Source organism: Leifsonia sp. 10N434 (genome assembly GCF_056394405.1).
This window is the reverse complement of sequence record NZ_JBFTHV010000010.1, coordinates 27,827-44,747: the sequence shown is the minus strand read 5'-3', so window position 1 is coordinate 44,747 and position 16,921 is coordinate 27,827. Positions and strand designations below refer to the sequence as shown.

The following is a 16,921-nucleotide window of genomic DNA, read 5'->3' as shown; positions in this document are numbered from 1 at the left end:
CAGCTGCGCGCTACCCGAACGCCTCCGCCACCAGCTCGCCGAACAGCTCGTCCGCGTCGCACTCGAAACCTCGGCGAGTGAACCAGTCGCAGATGTTCACGCAGTCCCGTTGCAAGAAGTCCATGCCGCTCGGGTTGCTCACCACCTCGACGACCTGCGGCAGATCGATCACGACCACCCGGCCGTGGTGCACGAGCAGGTTGTAGGCGGACAGGTCGCCGTGGGCGAGCCCGGCAGCAGCGAGCGCCCGCATGATGGCGACGACCTGGTCGAAGCATCCGGCGAGTTCGGCGCCGTCGAGGCGCTGCTGCGCCAGACGGGGCGCCGCCGTCATCCCGTCGCCGATGAACTCCATGAGCAGTTCGGTGCCGTGCACCTGCACCGGGTACGGCACGGGGAGTCCGAGCGTCTGCAGCCGGCAGAGCGTCTCGAACTCCGCGTACGCCCAGCGCCCGGCGGCGACCTGGCGTCCGTACGCGGAGCCGCGCGCGACCGCCCGGCTGTCGCGGGTGTTGCGCATCCGGCGGCCCTCTTGGTAGCGGGCGGAGCGGTGGAAGTCGCTGGTCGCGGCGTCGCGGTAGCGTTTGGCGGCGAGCAGCACGGTTCGGGACGGGTCATCCGGCACGGCGCGCTCGATCAGGTGCACGTCGGCCTCTTTGCCGGTCTTCACGATGCCGAGTTCGGTATCGAAGGCGCCGGCCGAGGTGACGAGCCAGGCGGGCCACGGCTGGGGGCCGCGCTCGCTCGGCATCGTGGCGGGCCAGGTGGACCAGCGCTGCCCGTCGATGGGTTCGTGGGTGGCGAAAGTGGGTACGGAGAAAGCGGGTACAGCGAACGACGGTTCGTCGAATGTCACGGTGGTGAGCTCCAGAGAACGGAGGCCACCGAACGTCAGATGTTCGCGGTGGCCTCGAAGAAGAGGGGGCCGGATGCGGGCACGGCAATCGCAGTCATGGTGTCACGCATCCTCTCCGCTCCTGGCTCAGGAGACGACCTCCCGGCAGAACCTGATCAGGCTAGCGTCTGCCGCCGCCCGTTATCAAGACCCTGGATCAAGACCCTGGATCAAGACCTCAGATCGCGATCGCCCGTGACTGGACCGCGCCGCCGCGCACCTGACGGTGCAACTTCTCCATCGTCACGTCGAGCTCGTTGGCCGTCGCCGCCGCATCCGTGAGGTCGCTCAGCAGCCCAGCGGGCACATCCCCGTCGTACTTGTAGTAGATCTTGTGCTCGAGGCTCGCCCAGAAGTCCATGGCGACGGTGCGCAGCTGAACCTCGACGGGCACCAGCACGCTGCCCTCGCTGAGGAACACCGGGATCTCGAGGATCACGTGCAGGCTCTTGTAGCCGTTCGGCTTGGGGTCGGCGATGTAGTCCTTCACCTTGACGATGTGCACGTCTTCTTGCGCCGCGAGCAGCTCGTACACCCGGTAGACGTCGGAGACGAAGCTGCAGACGATGCGCACGCCGGCGATGTCGGTGATCGACTTGCGGATCTCGTCGAACGACGGTTCGCACTGCTTGCGGACGATCTTCGCCTCGATGCTCTCCGCCGACTTGAGGCGGCTCGAGATGTGCTCGATCGGGTTGTAGTCGTGCAGCTGGGCGAACTCCTCGCGCAGGATGCTCACCTTGGTCGAGATCTCGTCGATGCCGAACTTGTACGGCATGATGAAGCGGGCGAAGCTCTCCCGGAATGCGCGCATCTCGAACAGCGTCATCGGGTCGATCTGCTGGAGCGCCAGGATCGCGCGCTCCGACAGGAGGGGTTCGCCGGGTTCAGCTGGGAGAGGTTCCGAAGTCACGCATTCGACGCTAGCGAAGCCGCTTGTGGGCCCGGTGTGAAAGCCTCGGTGTGAAAGTAAAGCGACCACCGGTCGGCCTCTTTGCCCGGGGGTGGACCGCTTGTACTGTTGGCGGAGTTGTCACCGACGAACGGGAAGCCGAATGAGCAGAGTCAACGCCGCGAGCGAGCTACCACCGCATGACCCGGGCACTGCGTTGAGCATCCGGAACCTGCACAAGAGCTTCGGCTCCAAGGCGGCCGTCGACGGCATCGACCTGGATGTGCCGAGCGGGAGCTTCTACGGGCTGGTCGGCCCGAACGGCGCGGGCAAGACCACGACGCTCAGCATGGCGACGGGGCTGCTGCGCCCGGATGGCGGGCAGGTGTCCATCCACGGCGTCGACGTGTGGCGCGACCCGATCGCGGCCAAGTCGATGGTCGGGGTGCTCTCCGACGGCGTGCGGCTGTTCGACCGCCTCACCGGAACGCAGCTCGTGGAGTACGCCGGGCTGCTCAGCGGCATGGATCGCGCGACGGCCACGCAGCGGACGGCCGACCTGTTGAAGCTCCTCGATCTCGAGAAGGACGGCGGCACGCTCGTCGTGGACTACTCCGCCGGCATGACGAAGAAGATCGCGCTCGCCTGCGCCATGGTGCACGCACCTCGGCTGCTCGTGCTCGATGAGCCGTTCGAGTCGGTCGATCCGGTGTCCGCGGCGAACATCCGCGACATCCTGGCCGGTTTCGTCCGCGGCGGCGGCACGGTGATCGTGTCGTCTCACGTGATGGATCTCGTGCAGCGGATGTGCGACCACGTCGCCGTGATCACCGCAGGCCGCGTCGTCGCATCCGGAACCGTTGACGACGTGCGCGGCGCGTCCACGCTGGAAGACCGGTTCGTCGAGCTGGTCGGCGGCCGTCGCGTCGGGGAGGGGCCGGAGTGGTTGCAACACTCGTAAGGCTGCGGCTCCTCGTCCTCCGCAACTCGTTCCGGCGCAGCACGAGCCAGCTCGTCGCCGTGATCATCGGCGCGGTCTACGGCCTCGGGATGCTCTTCGCGGTGATCGTCGGCCTGTTCTTCCTCAATCTCGCGCCGGTCGACGTCGTGCGCACGGTCGTCGTGCTCGCCGGCTCGGCCGCTGTGCTCGGCTGGGTGATCTTCCCGCTGTTCCTGGGCGGGGAGCAGACGCTCGATCCGTCGCATCTGGCGGTGTACCCGATCCCGCTGAATCAGCTGCTGACCGGGATGCTGCTGAGCGGCATCGTCGGGGTGCCCGGCGCGGTGACCACCATCGCCGCGCTCGCGACGTTCGGCTCGTGGCTCCGGATGCCGGGGGTCGCGCTGATCGCGCTCGTCACCGGTGCGCTGGGGGCGGTCACCTGCGTCGTCGCCGCGCGGGCGGTCACCTCGGTCTCGAGCGGGCTCTCGTCCGGGCGACGATTCCGGGAGGCCAGCGGCCTGCTCATCATGATCCCGCTCATCCTGGCCGGTCCGATCATCATCGGCATCACACAGGGCCTGCGCAGCACGGCGGACGGCCTGCCCGGCGTCGCCGACGCTCTGTCGTGGACGCCGCTCGGCGCGGTCTGGGCCGTCCCCTCGTCGGTCGCGCTCGGCGATCCGGTCGGCGCGCTGCTGCGGCTGCTCATCGCGCTCGCGACGCTCGGGGTGCTGCTCGCGCTCTGGCGCTGGGGGCTGGCGCGCTCGCTCGTCACCCCGGCGCATTCGGCGTCGCGCACCCGGGCGAGCAGCAGCCTCGGCCTGTTCGGGCTGTTCCCGGGCACGCAGACGGGCGCCATCGCGGCTCAATCCCTGACCTACTGGTTCCGTGACCCGCGGTATCTGCGGCAGCTGATCGTCATCCCGCTGCTGCCGCTGCTGCTCTGGTTCTACGCCAGCCTCAACAACAGTTCCGGCTTCCTCATCGCGTCGGGCCCGATCGTGGCCTTCCTGCTCGGGATCTCGCTGCTCGCGGACGTCTCGCTCGACTCGACGGCGTTCGCGCTCCACATGTCCAAGGCGGTTCCGGGCAGCGCAGACCGTCTCGGCCGCGCGTCGGCCGTGCTGGTGTTCGCGATCCCGATCGTGCTGCTGCTGACCATCCTCCCCGCCGCCCTTCAAGACGGCTGGCTGGCGCTCCCCGGCCTCCTCGGGCTGGCCCTCGGGCTGCTGCTGAGCGGCTTGGCGGTGTCGTCGGTCACCTCGGCGCTCTTCGTCTTCCCGGTGCCGGCGCCCGGTGACAATCCGTTCCGTTCGCGTCCCGGCTCGAATGTCGCCAATGTCGGGGCCACGTTCGTGTCGTGGGCGGTTCTGGCGGTGCTCTGCCTGCCGGAGGCGGTGCTGCTGATCGTCTCGCTGGTCACTCAGGAGGCGATGTGGGGGTGGGTCGGACTCGTGGTGGGCGCCGTGCTCGGCGCCGTGCTGCTCGCCGTCGGCGTGCGCGTCGGCGGCCGCCTGCTCGAGGCCCGCGCGCCCGAGCTGCTGATCCAACTCGCCAAAGAGGCGTAGCGGCGGGCGCACGCGGCGCAGGCACAGGATGCGCCGGTGGCCATCCTGTGCCTGCGCATTCGTCGGGCGTGGAGGCCACGCGTCGTTTGCCAGTAACGGTGGCTAGGACGACGGCTCAGCCACAACTACTGGCAAACGACGCGTGGCGGCCATGGCCGCCGAAACGGTGCAGAAACCGCCCGGCCGGGGCGAGAGAAAAGCGCGCGCCCGAGGAATGAAAAGACGGTGCACAAAGTTGAGTTAAGTACGCTCAAGTTTCCGTCGGTCGTCTTGACAACCCGGATGCCCGATGAAACACTTGAGTCATCAAGACTCAAGTCTTGACCCTGACTTTCAGAGCAACACCCGCAACAACAAGGAGAGAAGCACATATGTCACGTGCAGTAGGAATCGACCTCGGAACCACGAACTCCGTCGTCTCGGTCCTCGAGGGTGGCGAGCCCACCGTCATCGCCAACGCCGAAGGCTTCCGTACGACCCCGTCGGTCGTCGCCTTCACCAAGGACGGCGAGGTGCTGGTCGGCGAGACCGCCAAGCGCCAGGCCGTCACCAACGTCGACCGCACGATCGCCTCCGTCAAGCGCCACATGGGCACCGACTGGACGGTCGAGATCGACGGCAAGAAGTACACGCCGCAGGAGATCTCCGCGCGCATCCTGGCCAAGCTGAAGCGCGACGCCGAGCAGTACCTGGGTGACACCGTGACGGATGCCGTCATCACCGTTCCCGCGTACTTCAACGACGCCGAGCGCCAGGCCACCAAGGAGGCCGGCGAGATCGCGGGCCTCAACGTTCTCCGCATCATCAACGAGCCGACCGCCGCTGCGCTCGCCTACGGCCTCGACAAGGGCAAGGAAGACGAGCTCATCCTGGTCTTCGACCTCGGTGGTGGAACGTTCGACGTCTCCCTCCTCGAGGTGGGCAAGGACGACGACTTCTCGACCATCCAGGTGCGCGCCACCGCCGGTGACAACCGCCTCGGTGGTGACGACTGGGACCAGCGCGTCGTCGAGTGGCTCATCAAGCGCTTCAAGGACAGCACCGGCGTCGACGTCTCGAAGGACAAGATCGCCCTCCAGCGTCTGAAGGAGGCCGCGGAGCAGGCCAAGAAGGAGCTGTCGTCGAGCATGTCGACCAGCATCCAGCTGCCGTACCTGTCGCTCACCGAGAACGGTCCGGCCAACCTCGACGAGACGCTCACCCGCGCCCAGTTCGAGCAGATGACCAGCGACCTCCTCGACCGCACCAAGAAGCCGTTCCAGGACGTCATCCGTGAGGCCGGCATCAAGGTGTCCGACATCGCGCACGTCGTGCTCGTCGGTGGCTCCACGCGTATGCCCGCCGTGAGCGAGCTCGTGAAGCAGGAGACCGGTGGCAAGGACCCCAACAAGGGCGTGAACCCGGATGAGGTCGTCGCCGTCGGCGCAGCCCTGCAGGCCGGTGTCCTCAAGGGCGAGCGCAAGGATGTGCTGCTCATCGACGTCACCCCCCTGAGCCTCGGTATCGAGACCAAGGGCGGCATCATGACCAAGCTCATCGACCGCAACACGGCCATCCCGACCAAGCGCAGCGAGACCTTCACCACGGCAGACGACAACCAGCCGTCCGTCGCGATCCAGGTCTTCCAGGGCGAGCGCGAGTTCACTCGCGACAACAAGCCGCTCGGCACCTTCGAGCTGACCGGTATCGCCCCGGCTCCCCGCGGCATCCCGCAGGTCGAGGTCACGTTCGACATCGACGCCAACGGAATCGTGCACGTGTCCGCCAAGGACAAGGGCACCGGCAAGGAGCAGTCGATGACGATCACCGGTGGCTCGTCGCTGCCGAAGGACGACATCGAGCGCATGGTGCGCGAGGCCGAGGAGCACGCAGCCGAGGACAAGAAGCGCCGTGAGACCGCCGAGACCCGCAACACGGCCGAGCAGCTCGCCTACTCGATCGAGAAGCTGATCAAGGACAACGAGGACAAGCTCCCCGAGGACGTCAAGAACGAGGTCCAGGGCGACGTCGACGCGCTGAAGAGCGCACTCGCCGGCGACGACGAGGACGCGGTGAAGACCGCGTACGACAAGCTCAACGCGAGCCAGCAGAAGCTGGGCGAGGCGATCTACTCGTCGAGCCAGGCCGACGCTGCCGCCGGTGAGCAGGCTCCGGCCGCCGACCAGGCCGAGGGCGAGTCCTCGTCCGACGACGAGGACGTCATCGACGCCGAGGTCGTCGAGGACGAGGAGAAGAAGTAAGCATGTCCGACCAGAACCCCAACGGACAGGACTCGAACGAGCCTGAGCACGAGGAGCCGATCATCCGCGACAAGCGGCGCATCGACCCCGAGACCGGAAAGGTTCGGCAGCCGGCTGACGGGGCGGAGGACGCGTCTTCGGACGCGGCCTCCGACCCCGACCTCGCCCACGAGGAGCTCGTGGACGTCGGGCCGACCGAGGGCGGCGACGGCTTCGCGTCGCTCCTGAGCGACGACGACCTCGACCTGCTCAGCGGTCAGGCGACCGCCGACCAGCTGGCCGCCGAGCGGCTCGCGGATCTGCAGCGGGTCACCGCCGAGTACGCGAACTACCGCAAGCGCACCGAGGCGAACCGCGAGGTCGAGCGCGAGCGCGCGATCGGCGACACCGTGAAGGGTCTCCTTCCGGTGCTCGACGATCTGGACCGGGCTGAGAAGCACGGCGACCTCGAGGAGGGCAGCGCGTTCGCGACCATCGCGGCCAAGCTGCGCACCACGGTCGAGCGTCTCGGGCTCACCTCGTACGGCGCCGCAGGCGACCCGTTCGATCCGCAGATCCACGAGGCGATCTTCCAGCAGCCGAGTGCCGATGTGACGGCCGACACCGTCGCCGATGTGGTCGAGACGGGCTATCAGCTCGGGTCGACGATCGTGCGCGTGGCCAAGGTCGTCGTGGCGGTCCCCGCTTAGACGGAACATGCGGCCGGGGAGCGAAGGGATGAACATCCCACCGCTCCCCGGCTTCACAATGCACACTTCATTCAGGCAACATCAGACACAGCAGCAGCAGACGTAGAGAGGAGGCGCCGTGGCAAGCCAGGATTGGTTCGACAAGGACTTCTACAAGGTCCTTGGTGTCTCCAAAGACGTCACCCCGGCGGAACTCAAGAAGGTCTACCGCAAGCTCGCACGCAAGTACCACCCCGACTCGAATCCGGGTGACGCGGCGGCGGAGGCCAAGTTCAAGGAGATCAGCGAGGCCCACTCGGTGCTCGGTGACCCGGAGCAGCGCAAGGAGTACGACCAGATCCGCGCGATGGGCTCCGGCGCCCGCTTCACCGCCCCCGGTTCGGCCGGTCAGGGCGGCTTCGACGACGTGTTCGGCGGGATGTTCGGTCAGGGTGGCGGCGCTCGCGGTTACACGACCCAGCAGGGCGGCAACTTCGACGACGTCTTCAGCGGCCTGTTCGGCAACGGCGGCTTCGGCTCGTCGAGCGGCGGCTACCGCGGTTACGGCGGACCGACCCGCGGACGCGACGTGACCGCGCACACCACCATCGATTTCCTCACCGCGACCAGGGGCGAGACGATCACGCTGCAGGCGTCGGACGGCAAGCCGATCAAGGTGAAGATCCCCGCCGGTGTCGCCGACGGTCAGAAGATCAAGCTGCGCGGCAAGGGCCAGCCGAGCCCGGATGGCGGCGAGGCCGGCGACATCGTGCTGACGGTCAGCGTCCGCAAGCATCCGGTGTTCGAGCGCGACGGCCTGAACCTGCGGGTGAACGTGCCGGTCACCTTCACCGAGGCCGCTCTCGGAGCGACCATCGAGGTTCCGACGCTGGGCGGGGATCCGGTCAAGCTGCGCGTCGCGCCCGGCACGCCGAGCGGCCGCGTGCTGCGTGTCAAGGGTCGCGGAGTGCAGACGGCCAAGGGCACGGGCGACCTGCTCGCCGTCGTGCAGGTGGCCGTGCCGTCGCACCTCTCCGCCGAGGCGGAGGAGGCGCTCAAGTCGTTCGCCGAGAAGCTCCCCGACGAGAACCCGCGCGACGACATCCTGGCGAGAGCACGCGGATGATGATGGACGAGAACAGCCAGGTCTTCGTGATCTCGATCGCGGCCGAGCTCGCGGGGATGCACCCGCAGACGCTCCGGCAGTACGACCGGCTCGGACTCGTCAGCCCCACCCGCACGTCGGGGAAGTCGCGACGGTACTCGATGCGCGATGTGGCCAAGCTGCAGGAGATCGCCCGGCTCGGGGGAGAAGGTGTGAGCCTCGAGGGCATCCGCCGCATCCTCGAGTTGGAAGACCAGGTGGGCGCACTGACCTCGCGCGTCCACGAGCTGGAGAGCGCGCTCGCCGACGAGCTGCTCAACCGCCCGGGCCGCCGCGTCTTCGCGGCGGGCTCGGAGGGCGAGGTCATCTCGATGCGCGCGGGCACCCGCGTGCGCCGCAGCAACCAGATCGTCGTCTGGCGCCCGCTCGAGCGCTGAATTCATCGTCGCTCTTCAATGCAATCGAACCGCGCACCTGCGGTGATCGTTGCTTGACGCATCCGGTGGCCGTTGCTTAGAGTCGCCGTTAATCGATTAACACGTTAATCGATTAACGACCTTGCACCGCCCCACATCAAAGGAGATCGAGATGCGACGCACCACCCACAGATTCCGGATTGCGGCCGCCGTTGCCGCGACTGCGCTGGCCGCCGTCGGCCTGAGCGCCTGCGCGAGCGGCTCGGGCGGAGATGGCGGCAACGTCACGCTGCAGTACGGAATCTGGGACCCGGTGCAGCAGCCGGCGATGGAGAAGATCATCGCCGCGTTCGAGAAGAAGAACCCGGACATCGACGTCAAGATCCAGCTCACCCCGTTCGCCCAGTACTGGACGAAGCTGCAGACCGCAGCGACCGGTGGCAGCGCGCCCGACGTCTTCTGGATGAACGGCCCGAACATCAAGCTCTACGCCTCCAACGGGATGCTCGCCCCGCTCGATGACGTCGATGCCGCGAACTACTCCAAGGGGCTCGTCGACATCTACACCTACGACGGCAAGCTCTACGGCGCCCCCAAAGACTTCGACACCATCGGTGTCTGGTACAACAAGAAGCTTTTCGACGCCGCCGGCGTCGCGTACCCCAAAGCCGGCTGGACGTGGGACGACTACCTCGCCGACGCCAAGGCCCTGACGAACAAGAGCGCCGGCGTCTGGGGCAGTGCCGCCGCCCTCAACGACCAGCAGAACTACTACAACACCATCCCGCAGGCCGGTGGCTACGTCATCAGCAAAGACGGCAAGACCTCCGGCTACGACGACCCGGCCTCGCTCAAGGGCATCGAGTTCTGGACGAACCAGATCAAAGACGGCGTCTCGCCGACCCAGCAGCAGATGACCGACACGTCGCCGGAGGACGCGTTCGTCTCCGGCAAGATCGCGATGTACTGGAGCGGGTCCTGGAGCGCCAACAAGTTCGGTCAGGATGCTGCGACCAAAGACCTCGTGAACGTCGCGGCCCTGCCCGCCGGGCCCGAAGGAAACCAGTCGGTCGTGCACGGACTCGCGAATGTCGCCAACGCCAAGTCGCCCCACCTCGACGCCGCGAAGAAGTTCGCCGAGTTCGCCAGCGGCAAAGAAGCCGCTGACATCCAGGCAGAGGCCGGCGCGGTGATCCCCGCCTACAACGGCACCCAGCAGACCTGGGTGGACTCGATGCCGAAGTTCGATCTGAAGATCTTCACCGACGGGCTGAAGACGGCCGTGCCGTATCCCGCCTCGAAGAACACGGCCGCCTGGACGACCATCCAAGACCAGACCCTGTCGCAGGTGTGGGCGCTGAGCGTCTCGCCGGAGGACGGGCTGAAGACGCTGGCCACGAAGATGCAGGCCGCGCTGGACAAAGAGAACAAGTAGCCCATGTCCGTCGCAACCGAATCGCGAGGGCGCACCGTCTCGGCGCCGGGGATGTCCCCGGCGCCGGGCGGGGCGGCCCCGGCCGCGGGTGGATCCGCGACCCGGCGGCGCAAGAGCCCCTCGGCCTCGCCGTGGTGGGCGCTGCTCTTCATCGGGCCCACCGCCCTCGGCCTGGTCGTCTTCTACCTCTGGCCGACGATCCGCACGTTCATCCTGTCGTTCACCCAGTCGGGCGCGTTCGGCGGTTCGACGTTCGTGGGGCTCGACAACTACTCCCGACTGGTGAGCGATCCGGACCTGCTCGGTGCCCTCGCGAACACGGCGATCTACACGGTCATCGCACTGGTGGGCATCCCGATCGCCGTGGTGATCGCGAGTCTGCTGAACACCAAGGGGCTGGCCGGCCGCGGCCTGTACCGCGTGCTGTACTTCCTGCCGGTCGTGACCATGCCGGCGGCGATCGCGCTGGTGTGGCGGATGCTCTACAACGGTGACTACGGCATCCTGAACGAGGCGCTGCGGGTCGTCGGCATCCAGGGGACGAGCTGGCTGACGAACCCGGCGACCGCGCTGTACGCCGTGGCGCTGGTGGGCATCTGGGCGGGGCTCGGCACGAACATCGTGATCTTCCTGGCCGGCCTGCAGTCCATCCCCGACACCGTGATGGAGGCGGCGGATCTCGACGGCGCCGGTCCCGTGCGCAAGTTCTTCTCGATCACGGTGCCGCTGCTCAGCCCGAGCATCTTCTTCGTGAGCGTGATCAGCGTGATCGGCTCGCTGCAGGTGTTCGACCTGGTCTACCTGATGATCGGGCGCACCAACCCCGCCATGCCGGACACGCGCACGATCGTCTACCTCTTCTATCAGGCGGGCTTCCTCGACAACGACCGGGGGTATGCGGCGGCCATCGCGTTCCTCCTGCTGATCATCATCCTGGGGCTCACCGTCGTGCAGTTCCGGCTGCAGAAGAAGTGGGTGCACTATGAGTAGCGTTTCGAGCCTCTCGACCAGGGGTTCCGAGCCGCGCCGGCGTCAGCCCTGGCTGGTGCACGGGCTGCTTATCCTCGGGGCGATCGTGATGGTCTTCCCGTTCGTCTGGCAGGTGCTCACCGCGTTCAAGACGTTCAACGGCTCCGTTCAGGTGCCCCCGCAGCTCATCCCGAGCCCGTGGGAGTTCGGCAACTTCGCCAAAGTGTTCGACTCCATGCCGTTCGCGATGATGTTCGTCAACTCCGTGGTGCTGACGATCGGGCGCACCGTCGGACAGGTCGTGCTCTGCACCATGGCGGGCTACGCGTTCGCGCGCATCCCGTTCCGTGGTCGCAACGCGCTGTTCGTCGTGTTCCTCTCGGTGCTGATGGTGCCGTCGCAGCTCTACCTGCTGCCGCAGTACGAGATCGTGCAGTCGCTCGGCTGGCTCAACTCGCTGCAGGGTCTGATCATCCCGGGCATCTTCAGCGCGTTCGGCACCTTCCTGATGCGTCAGTTCTTCATGTCGATGCCTGCCGAGCTCGAAGAGGCGGCGCGCATCGACGGAGCGAGCGTGTGGCAGACGTTCTGGCGGATCATGCTGCCGCTGGCCAAGCCGGGCATCGTGGCCCTGACCGTTTTCACGGTGCTCTGGTCGTGGAACGACCTGCTCTGGCCGCTCGTCATCACGACGGATCCATCGAAGATGCCGCTGTCCGTCGGGCTCTCGCAGCTGGTCGGTCTGCATGGAACCGACTATCCGGTTCTGATGGCTGGCGCGTTGCTCGCGTCCCTTCCTATGCTGATCACGTTCGTCATACTCCAGAAGCAGTTCATCCAGGGCATAGCCTTCTCGGGATCGAAGGGATGAGCCGGTGACGGAAGCAGCGCAGCGCGAGTCGACCCGCCCCACCCTGAAGACAGTGGCGTCGGAGGCCGGGGTCTCGACCGCGACGGTGTCGTACGTGCTCTCGGGCCGTTCCAAGGGCGGCCCAGGCGTGAGCGAGGACACGGCCCGCCGGGTGCACGAGGTGGCTCGACGGCTCAACTATCACCCCAACCGTTCGGCTCAGGCCGTGCGCACCGGGCGCACCGGCGTGGTGCAGTTGTCGCTCCACATGCTCAGCGACCCCTGGTCTCTCGCGGTGGCGGCGGCCGTCAACGCCGCGGCCAACGAGCACGACCTGACGACGATGATCCTCGCCGACGGCGACTGGTTCGGCGCGCTGGAACGTCAGCACGCGGATGTCGCCTACGTCGACGGCATCGGCGCCGACCGGGTCGAGGGCGAACGCAAGCTGGCGGCCCTGGTCGAGCGGGGCCAGAAGCTGGTCGTGTTCGACGAGACCCTGGAGCCCAACGGCTTCGACGTCATCCGGTCGGATGCGCTTCCCGGAGCGAGGCTCGCGGTCGAGCACCTGCTCGAGAGGCACACCGAGGTGGCCTGTCTCACGACGCGCAGCTCGTTCGAGTCGCGGGGCGAGACCCGCTACTCGGCGTATCGGGATGCGCTGGCCGAGCGCGGCATCGCGGTGCGACCCGAGTGGGTCGGCTTCTTCGAAGACACCCAGGCGAGCGCGTTCACGGCGGCGCTCGAGGTGCTCTCGCGCGACGACCGGCCGACGGCGCTGTACGCGACGACGGACTTCGCGGCGATCGCGGCCATCAACGCCGCCCACCGGCTCGGGATGCGCGTGCCGGACGACGTCGCGGTCATCGGCGTCGGCAACACACCGGATGGCAGCCTGATCCAGCCCGCGCTCTCGACCGTCGGCCCCACCGACTTCTATCGGCGGCAGGCGGAGATCATCGTCGACCGAGCCCTGGAGGGCCGCGGCGAACCGGAGCCCGGCGAGCTGCACGTCTTCGAGTGGTCGCTCATCGTGCGCGAGTCGACCGGGGCGTAGGCAGGTCGTCCGGGCCGTCGGCGGCGCTCCGGCGCTCCGGCGGCATCGTGGGTGCCGCCTCCCGTGCGAATCGGCGCACCGAGCGCTCGACTACACCATCGCACCATCGCACCATCGCACCATCCATCACCACCGCACCACCCATCACCACCGCACCACCCATCACCACCGCACCACCCATCACCATCAGCACCACAATCGAAGGAGTTTTTCGTGGACGTCAAAATCGGGGTCGTCGGATTCGGGCTGCGAGGGCACCTGGCCCTCGAGGCGCATCGGCCGGGGGCCGGGTCCGCCGTCGTCGCCGTGTGCGACCTGAGCGAACGATCGCGCGAAGAGGCGCTGGCGGCGTTCCCGGATGCCGCCGTCACCGCGAGCCTCGAGGAGTTCCTCGCGCTCGATCTCGACGCGGTCATGGTACTCACGCCGGACGACCAGCACGCGGCGGTCGCCATCCCGGCCCTGGAGGCGGGGTTCGCCGTGTTCTGCGAGAAGCCGCTGGCGATCTCGATCGAGGACTGCGACCGCATCCTCGATGCGGCTCACCGCACGGGGTCGCGCCTCTATGTCGGGCACAACATGCGTCACATGCCGGTGATCGCGCTGATGCGCAGCCTCATCCAGGAGGGCCGCATCGGCGAGGTCAAGGCCATCTGGTGCCGGCACTTCGTCGGCAACGGCGGCGACTTCTACTTCAAGGACTGGCACGCCGACCGCTCCAAGTCGGTCGGGCTGCTGCTGCAGAAGGGCGCTCACGACATCGACGTGATCCACTGGCTGGCCGGCGGCTACTCGAGCCGGGTGCAGGCGATCGGGTCGCTGAGCGTCTACGGCGACATCGACGACCGCCGCGACCGATCGGGTGAGCGGATGCGCGACTGGTTCAGCCTCGACAACTGGCCGCCCACGGCCGCCGAGGGCCTCAATCCGGTGATCGACGTCGAGGACATCTCGCAGGTGAACATGGTGCTCGACAACGGAGCCCTGGCCTCGTACCAGCAGTGCCACTTCACACCGGACTACTGGCGCAACTACACGGTGATCGGTACGGAGGGGCGCATCGAGAACTTCGGCGACGAGTCCGGGGCCGAGGTCAAGCTGTGGAACCGGCGGCACCAGGGCGCGGCGCCGGCGGACGAGACGTTCGTGGTGCCGGAGGCGGTGGGCGGCCACGGTGGCGCCGACGGCCTGCTCATCACCGAGTTCGTGCGCTTCGTGCGCGACGGCGGCGCGACGGAGACGTCGCCGGTCGCGGCACGCAACGCGGTGGCGGCCGGCGTCGTCGCCACGGAATCGCTGCGCGGCGACGGCCGCACGCTCCCCGTCCCGACCCTCGCCCCCGAGCTGATCGACTACTTCGACCAGGGCCAGCCCGCGCGGAGCGCCGCCTCCCGCTGAGCGCGCGGCCAGAACCTTTCGTCGAGGGGCGGCTAACGCATCCAAAACCGCCGTTTTGGCTGCGTTAGCCGCCCTTCAACGGGAAGAGACGACTCGGCGCGCGCCGCGTAGGCTTACTGCGGTGAATCCGCAGCCTCACGAGGGCCGCGCGCACCATGAACACAGAATTCCTACAAGGAAGGTGGCGATGAAGGCGCTGTTCAAGAGCGAGGCCGCACCAGGCCTCGAACTGGTCGACGTACCAGAACCCGAGATCGGTCCGGAGGACGTCAAGATCCGCGTGCTCCGCACCGGCATCTGCGGAACCGATCTGCACATCCAGCGCTGGGACGACTGGGCGGCCTCCGCTGTGAAGGCCCCGCTCATCCCCGGCCACGAATTCTTCGGCGAGGTCGTCGAGGTCGGCCCCCTCGTGCACGACGTCGCCCTCGGCGACCTGGTCTCCGGCGAGGGGCACATCGTCTGCGGCACCTGCCGCAACTGCCGCGCCGGACGCCGCCAGATGTGCATCCGGACTCAGGGGCTGGGCGTTCAGCGCAACGGGGCGTTCGCCGAGTTCCTCACGCTACCGGCCACGAACGTCTGGGTGCATCACAGCGCGATCGAGCCCGAGGTGGGCGCGCTGTTCGACCCCCTCGGCAACGCTGTCCACACCGCACTCGCGTTCCCGGTCGTCGGCGAAGACGTGCTGGTGACCGGATGCGGCCCGATCGGTCTCATGGCGATCGCGGTCGCGCGGCACGTGGGCGCTCGGTTCATCGTCGGAACGGACATCAGCGCATCCCGTCTCGCGCTCGCGATGGGGATGGGAGCGGACTTCACGGTCGACGTCTCGAAGGCCCCCATCCGGTCGGCGCAGGAGGCGCTCGGGATGCGCGAGGGCTTCGATGTCGGCTTCGAGATGAGCGGCGCACCGACGGCCCTCCCGCAGATGATCGAGAACTTGAACCACGGCGGTCGCGTCGCGATGCTCGGCCTGCCGTCGTCGCAGATCGCGGTCGACTGGGGCATCGTCGTCACCCACATGCTCACGCTCAAGGGGATCTATGGGCGCGAGATGTTCGAGACCTGGAACGCGATGGGTGCCATGCTGCAGACCAGCGAGGTGCTGCGCACGGCGATCGCGTCGATCGTCTCCGACCGGTTCGCGGCGCGCGACTGGCAGGACGGATTCGCCGCGGCGGCTGCCGGCGGCGGCGGCAAGGTCATCCTCGACTGGACGGAGCTCTGATGTACGGAACGTTTCGCGAACACGTCGCGGCCCAGCTGGCGGAGATCGAGGAGGCCGGGCTCACCAAGCACGAGCGCAGCATCCTGGGTCCGCAGGCGGCGCTGATCACGGCCGATGGCGCCGAGGTGCTCAACTTCTGCGCCAACAACTATCTGGGGCTCGCCGACCACCCGGCGCTCGTCGCCGCGGCGAAACGCGCGCTCGACGAGTGGGGCTACGGGCTGGCGAGCGTGCGTTTCATCTGCGGAACCCAGGAGCAGCACCTCGAGCTGGAGCGCCGGGTCTCGCAGTTCCTCGGAACCGAGGCGACCATCCTGTTCTCGTCGTGCTTCGATGCGAACGGCGGTGTCTTCGAGACGCTGTTCTCCGCCGAGGACGCGATCATCTCCGACGAGCTCAACCACGCGTCGATCATCGACGGCATCCGGCTGTCCAAGGCCAAGCGCTACCGCTACAAGAACCGCGACATGACCGACCTGCGCGCGCAGCTCGTCGCGGCTCAGGCGGCGGATGCCCGGCACATGGTCATCGTGACCGACGGGGTCTTCTCGATGGACGGCTACATCGCACCCCTGAGCGAGATCTGCGACCTCGCCGACGAGTTCGGTGCGCTGGTCTTCGTCGATGACTCGCACGCCGTCGGTTTCGTGGGCGAGCACGGGCGGGGCACACCCGAGTTCTGCGGTGTGGCCGACCGGGTCGACATCTACACCGGAACCTTCGGCAAGGCGCTGGGTGGAGCATCCGGCGGCTATGTGTCGTCGCGCCAGGAGATCGTGGATCTGCTGCGCCAGCGCGCGCGTCCGTACCTCTTCTCGAACACGCTCGCGCCGTCGATCGTCGCCGGTACGCTGGCCGCGCTCGACCTGCTCGAGCAGTCGGACGGCCTGCGGTCGCAGCTCATCGCGAACGCCTACCTGTTCCGGTCGCTGATGACGGATGCCGGCTTCGAGCTGCTCGAGGGTGAGCATCCGATCGTTCCCGTGATGTTCGGGGATGCGGCGCTCACCGCGCGCATGGCCGACGAGATGCAGAAGCGCGGCGTCTACGTGACGGCGTTCTCGTTCCCGGTGGTCCCGCGCGGCAAGGCGCGGATCCGGGTGCAGCTCTCCGCAGCGCACACCGACGACGAGATCCGTCGCTGCGTCGACGCCTTCGTCGCCGCCCGCGACGCCGTCGCCGCCGCCGCCTGAGCGATTCGCCTCATCCCTGCAATCGAGTCCGAACTTGTTGCCCCGACACGCAGAGCGGAGG

At 67.7% G+C, this 16,921-nt stretch carries 15 protein-coding genes; 13 read left to right on the top strand and 2 right to left on the bottom strand.

Translation table 11 applies throughout. The features are described from left to right. Positions 1-10: 10 nt before the first annotated feature. Both AC1DB1_RS19095 and AC1DB1_RS19090 read right to left on the bottom strand, forming a co-directional pair. A complete protein-coding gene (locus tag AC1DB1_RS19095; protein ID WP_477201950.1) occupies positions 11-856 on the bottom strand; it encodes a serine protein kinase RIO in 846 nt (281 codons plus the stop codon). A 217-nt stretch (positions 857-1,073) separates the two neighbouring features. Beyond that, positions 1,074-1,724, bottom strand: coding sequence for a GTP pyrophosphokinase (locus AC1DB1_RS19090; protein WP_477202009.1), 651 nt, complete (start codon positions 1,722-1,724; stop codon positions 1,074-1,076). Positions 1,725-1,950: 226 nt separating this feature from the next. Between AC1DB1_RS19090 and AC1DB1_RS19085 the strand changes: the two genes are divergently transcribed. From AC1DB1_RS19085 to AC1DB1_RS19025, 13 genes are all read left to right on the top strand, one after another. Then, positions 1,951-2,748, top strand: coding sequence for an ABC transporter ATP-binding protein (locus tag AC1DB1_RS19085; protein WP_477201949.1), 798 nt, complete (start codon positions 1,951-1,953; stop codon positions 2,746-2,748). Next, the gene (locus tag AC1DB1_RS19080) at positions 2,730-4,298 is read left to right on the top strand and encodes a transporter (RefSeq protein WP_477201948.1); all 1,569 of its coding nucleotides are present in this window, start codon (positions 2,730-2,732) and stop codon (positions 4,296-4,298) included. The genes AC1DB1_RS19085 and AC1DB1_RS19080 overlap by 19 nt, the downstream gene beginning before the upstream one ends. Before the next feature lie 371 nt (positions 4,299-4,669). Then, positions 4,670-6,538, top strand: a complete 1,869-nt coding sequence (gene dnaK / locus AC1DB1_RS19075; protein ID WP_477201947.1) for a molecular chaperone DnaK — start codon at positions 4,670-4,672, stop codon at positions 6,536-6,538. A 2-nt stretch (positions 6,539-6,540) separates the two neighbouring features. After that, on the top strand, positions 6,541-7,227 hold the full coding sequence (locus AC1DB1_RS19070) for a nucleotide exchange factor GrpE (RefSeq protein WP_271177979.1): 687 nt from the start codon (positions 6,541-6,543) through the stop codon (positions 7,225-7,227). 118 nt (positions 7,228-7,345) lie between these two features. Further along, positions 7,346-8,332, top strand: a complete 987-nt coding sequence (locus AC1DB1_RS19065) for a DnaJ C-terminal domain-containing protein (protein ID WP_477201946.1) — start codon at positions 7,346-7,348, stop codon at positions 8,330-8,332. 2 nt (positions 8,333-8,334) lie between these two features. Beyond that, positions 8,335-8,748, top strand: coding sequence for a heat shock protein transcriptional repressor HspR (locus AC1DB1_RS19060; protein ID WP_271178022.1), 414 nt, complete (start codon positions 8,335-8,337; stop codon positions 8,746-8,748). A gap of 151 nt (positions 8,749-8,899) precedes the next feature. Beyond that, positions 8,900-10,162 carry an ABC transporter substrate-binding protein gene (locus tag AC1DB1_RS19055; RefSeq protein WP_477201945.1) on the top strand — a complete coding sequence of 421 codons (1,263 nt, stop codon included), beginning with the start codon at positions 8,900-8,902 and terminating at the stop codon, positions 10,160-10,162. A gap of 3 nt (positions 10,163-10,165) precedes the next feature. Further along, positions 10,166-11,152 carry a carbohydrate ABC transporter permease gene (locus AC1DB1_RS19050; protein ID WP_477201944.1) on the top strand — a complete coding sequence of 329 codons (987 nt, stop codon included), beginning with the start codon at positions 10,166-10,168 and terminating at the stop codon, positions 11,150-11,152. Further along, a complete protein-coding gene (locus AC1DB1_RS19045) occupies positions 11,145-12,002 on the top strand; it encodes a carbohydrate ABC transporter permease (RefSeq protein ID WP_477201943.1) in 858 nt (285 codons plus the stop codon). The genes AC1DB1_RS19050 and AC1DB1_RS19045 overlap by 8 nt, the downstream gene beginning before the upstream one ends. 4 nt (positions 12,003-12,006) lie before the next feature. Then, the gene (locus tag AC1DB1_RS19040) at positions 12,007-13,038 is read left to right on the top strand and encodes a LacI family DNA-binding transcriptional regulator (protein ID WP_477201942.1); all 1,032 of its coding nucleotides are present in this window, start codon (positions 12,007-12,009) and stop codon (positions 13,036-13,038) included. Between the two features lie 213 nt (positions 13,039-13,251). After that, entirely contained in the window at positions 13,252-14,436 is a 1,185-nt protein-coding gene (locus AC1DB1_RS19035; protein WP_477201941.1) for a Gfo/Idh/MocA family protein, read from the top strand. A 187-nt stretch (positions 14,437-14,623) separates the two neighbouring features. Continuing rightward, positions 14,624-15,667: an L-threonine 3-dehydrogenase gene (gene tdh, locus AC1DB1_RS19030; RefSeq protein ID WP_477201940.1), complete on the top strand. Its 1,044-nt coding sequence runs from the start codon at positions 14,624-14,626 to the stop codon at positions 15,665-15,667. Beyond that, positions 15,667-16,860: a glycine C-acetyltransferase gene (locus tag AC1DB1_RS19025; protein WP_477201939.1), complete on the top strand. Its 1,194-nt coding sequence runs from the start codon at positions 15,667-15,669 to the stop codon at positions 16,858-16,860. Before tdh ends, AC1DB1_RS19025 begins: the two co-directional genes overlap by 1 nt. Positions 16,861-16,921 lie beyond the last annotated feature (61 nt).

Coding starts and splice junctions, on each gene's coding strand:
- AC1DB1_RS19025 (WP_477201939.1), top strand. CDS start 15,667: ATGTACGGAACGTTTCGCGAACACGTCGCGGCCCAGCTGGCGGAGATC.
- AC1DB1_RS19045 (WP_477201943.1), top strand. CDS start 11,145: ATGAGTAGCGTTTCGAGCCTCTCGACCAGGGGTTCCGAGCCGCGCCGG.
- AC1DB1_RS19050 (WP_477201944.1), top strand. CDS start 10,166: ATGTCCGTCGCAACCGAATCGCGAGGGCGCACCGTCTCGGCGCCGGGG.
- dnaK (WP_477201947.1), top strand. CDS start 4,670: ATGTCACGTGCAGTAGGAATCGACCTCGGAACCACGAACTCCGTCGTC.
- tdh (WP_477201940.1), top strand. CDS start 14,624: ATGAAGGCGCTGTTCAAGAGCGAGGCCGCACCAGGCCTCGAACTGGTC.
- AC1DB1_RS19070 (WP_271177979.1), top strand. CDS start 6,541: ATGTCCGACCAGAACCCCAACGGACAGGACTCGAACGAGCCTGAGCAC.
- AC1DB1_RS19060 (WP_271178022.1), top strand. CDS start 8,335: ATGGACGAGAACAGCCAGGTCTTCGTGATCTCGATCGCGGCCGAGCTC.
- AC1DB1_RS19090 (WP_477202009.1), bottom strand. CDS start 1,724: ATGACGCTGTTCGAGATGCGCGCATTCCGGGAGAGCTTCGCCCGCTTC.
- AC1DB1_RS19055 (WP_477201945.1), top strand. CDS start 8,900: ATGCGACGCACCACCCACAGATTCCGGATTGCGGCCGCCGTTGCCGCG.
- AC1DB1_RS19085 (WP_477201949.1), top strand. CDS start 1,951: ATGAGCAGAGTCAACGCCGCGAGCGAGCTACCACCGCATGACCCGGGC.